Origin of the sequence: Mesorhizobium sp. M7A.F.Ca.CA.002.05.1.1, assembly GCF_003998335.1 — a bacterium.
Classification (GTDB): Bacteria; Pseudomonadota; Alphaproteobacteria; order Rhizobiales; family Rhizobiaceae; genus Mesorhizobium.
Window position 1 is genome coordinate 1 of record NZ_RZQI01000724.1, and the last position, 3095, is coordinate 3095.

General features: G+C 64.0%; 3 protein-coding genes. All 3 read right to left on the minus strand.

All coding sequences use genetic code 11. The features are described 5' to 3' along the window. Positions 1 to 1712, minus strand: a 1712-nt coding sequence (locus EN939_RS27345) for a glycoside hydrolase family 127 protein (protein WP_164751255.1), incomplete at its 3' end; no start/stop codon positions are given. A 14-nt stretch (positions 1713 to 1726) separates the two neighbouring features. Then, on the minus strand, positions 1727 to 2584 hold the full coding sequence (locus tag EN939_RS27350) for a carbohydrate ABC transporter permease (RefSeq protein ID WP_127270850.1): 858 nt from the start codon (positions 2582 to 2584) through the stop codon (positions 1727 to 1729). Then, positions 2584 to 3095: carbohydrate ABC transporter permease (locus tag EN939_RS27355; protein ID WP_164751256.1), on the minus strand; the 512-nt coding region annotated here is incomplete at its 5' end. The genes EN939_RS27355 and EN939_RS27350, both read right to left, overlap by 1 nt.

Here is a 3095-nt window from a genome sequence, read left to right on the forward strand (position 1 = left end):
CAATAGATCAGCGGGCCGCGCGACAGCGCGACGCGGCCGGCATCCTGGCGCACCTGCGGGTTGGCATAGAGCCGCTCGATCGGCATTTCGAGATCGAGCCGGATATTGTCGCCCTTCTTCCATGTCCGCTTGATCGCGGCGTAGCCGTCGCTGGTGATCTCAGCCAGCTTGATGGCCTCGCCGTTCACCTTCAACTGGGCACTGGCGCTCCAGGCTGGAATGCGCAGGTGCAAGGTGAATTCGACCGGCGCCTGCGGTTCGAGCACGATCTCGACGGCGCCGTCCCAGGGATAGCGGCTCGTCTGCGTCACGCCGACCGGGACGCCCGATATGTCGAAACGGGCGGTCGAGTCGCCATAGAGGTGGATGGCCAACGCGTCGTCGGCCAGGCTGTAGAAATAGCTGCCGATCGAGGCGACCATGCGCCCGATATTGGGTGGGCAGCACGGGCAGCGGTGCCATTTCCACCTGTTGTGCTTGCCCCGGCTTTCCAATGGATTCTCGTAGAAAAACAGCGAGCCGTCGAGCGACAGGCCCGAGATCGAACCGTTGTAGAGGGCGCGTTCCATCATGTCGGCGTAGCGCGCATTCGGCCCCATGCCGAGCATGCGGCTGGCCCAGAACACCAGGCCCACCGCTGCACAGGTCTCGGCATAGGCGCTCTCGTTGGGCAGGTCATAGTCGCTGGTGAACCCCTCATTGTGCGCCGATGGCCCGAGCCCGCCGGTGATATAGAGGCTCTTGGTGGTGAGATCGTCCCACAGAAGGTCGAGCGCCGACCGCAGCGTGTCGTCGCCATATTCGGTGGCGATGTCGGCCATGCCGGAATAGAGGTACATCGCCCTGACCGCGTGGCCGACGACCTTGTCCTGCTCGCGCACCGGGATGTGCGACTGGCTGTATTCATAGGTCTTGAAATGATAGGCCTTCGGGTCGGCGCCGCGGGCGCGGGCCTCCTCGTCGAAATAATGCGGCTGCTGCCCGCGCTGGTCGATGAAGTATTTGGCCAGCTCCATGTATTTCCGCTCGCCTGTCACCCGCGCCAGCTTGACCAGCGCCAGCTCGATCTCCTCATGTCCGCAATAGCCCTTCTTCTTGCCGGGCTCGGGGCCGAGCACCGACGCGATATGGTCGGCATAGCGGCACATGATGTCGAGCAGCTTGCGTTTTCCCGTCGCCTGGTAATAGGCGACCGCGCCCTCGATCAGGTGGCCGGCGCAATAGAGCTCGTGGCAGTCGCGCAGATTGGTCCAGCGCTTGCCGGGCTGGATGCGCTGATACCAGCTCGAGAGATAGCCGTCCTCCTGCTGCAGCTTGCCATACATGTCGATGACGGCATCGATCTTCTTCTCCAGTTCGGGGTTCTTGCGCCGGTAAAGCGAATAGGCCGCGGTCTCGATCGTCTTGCCGAGATCGGAATCCCAGAACATCTGCGTGGTCACCGTCGATCCAGTGAATTCCGCGCCCTGGCGGTCGGCTTCGTCGGGGGAGGGCGAGTGGAAGGGGATGACTATGCCGGGCGAGGGGCGGTCCGGATCGATCTGCTCCAGCATGCGGGCCTCGACGCAGCGCTCGTAGAGGATGTCGGCGGTGCGTGTGGCGACAGCGTCGGCGCGGTCGCCCCAGAAGCCGTGCACGTCGACCTGCGGCACCGGCAGCGGGCGGAAGGCGAGCTTCGGTTTTCCGGTTTTTGCGGATGGCGATGCGGTCATGAACTTACTCCATTCTATTTGACGGCCCCGGCCATCAGGCCGCGGATGTAGAAGCGCTGCAGCGCCAGGAAGAGGATGAGGCACGGCACCATCATCACGGTGACGCCCGCCTGCACCGCGCCCCAGTCGATGGCGCCGAAGCGGCCCGACTGCAGTGCGGTCATCATCACCGGCAGCGTGAACTTGGACTGGTCGGTCATCAGCACGAGGGCGGCGAGGAATTCGTTCCAGGCGCCGAGGAAGGCAAACAGGGCGATGGTGACCACGCCCGGCCAGACCAGCGGCAGCATCACTTTCAAAAGCATGGTGAGATTGCTGGCGCCGTCCATGCGGGCGGCCTCCTCGATGTCGCGCGGCACGGCGTCGAAGGCGTTGCGCATCATGAAGATCGAGAACGGCAGTTGCAGCGTCACATAGACGCCGACCAGGCCGGTCAGGGTGTTGTGCAGGCCAAGCTTGGTCAGCACCAGGAAGATCGGCGTCAGGATCGACTGAAACGGGATCATGATCGTCGACAGGATGAGGATGAAGAACAGGTCCTTGAACGGAAACCGGAACCGCGAAAAGCCGTAGCCGGCCAGCACGCTGACGGCGACCGACAGCACCACCGTCATCACCGAGACATAGATGCTGTTTTGCGCCGAGACCCACAGCCCGTCGCCGAAGCTGTTGAGCGTGGCATAGTTCTCCAGCGAGAACCCCGACGTCGGCCACGGCGGCAGCGGCGGCAGGCGTGCTTCGGCCGCCGGCTTGAACGCCGACAGCACCGCCCAAACAATCGGCGCGGCGAACAGCACCGAGGCGACGATGCCGGTAGAATGCTCTGCGACGCGGCTCAGGAGCCGGCGGCTACGGGAGGCTGCCTGCGCCATCAGTCGAGACCCTCCGGCTTGCGCAACAACCATAGCTGGACGAGGCTGAGCGCCACCAGGATGACCAGCAGCACCATGGAAAGTGCCGCGCCATAGCCGAGCTTGAACGACACGAAGGACTGGTTGAAGATCCAGTAGACCGCCGTCAGCGTCTGGTTGCGCGGGCCGCCGCGCAGGATGATGTAGAACTGGTCGAAGGCGAGGATCGAGCCGGCGACCGACAGGATCAGCGCCAGCGCCAGCGTGCGGCGCATCAGCGGCAGGGTGATCGCCCTGAACCTGGCGAAAGGCCCGGCACCGTCGATGACGGCCGCCTCCTGCAGGTCCTGCGGGATCGATTGCAGGCCGGCCATCAGGATGATCATGGTGAAGCCGGCGACCTTCCAGACGACCATGGCGATGATCGACCAGAAGGCCGGCTGGAAGGTGGCCAGAAGGTTGAACTTCCTGTCGATCAGTCCGAGGTCGTAGGCAGCCGGGCTGAACAGGCCGGAATCGACATTCAGCAACC

What these genes read in the sequence shown, in the direction of transcription:
- EN939_RS27350 (WP_127270850.1), bottom strand. Translation starts at nt 2,584, where the DNA reads ATGGCGCAGGCAGCCTCCCGTAGCCGCCGGCTCCTGAGCCGCGTCGCA.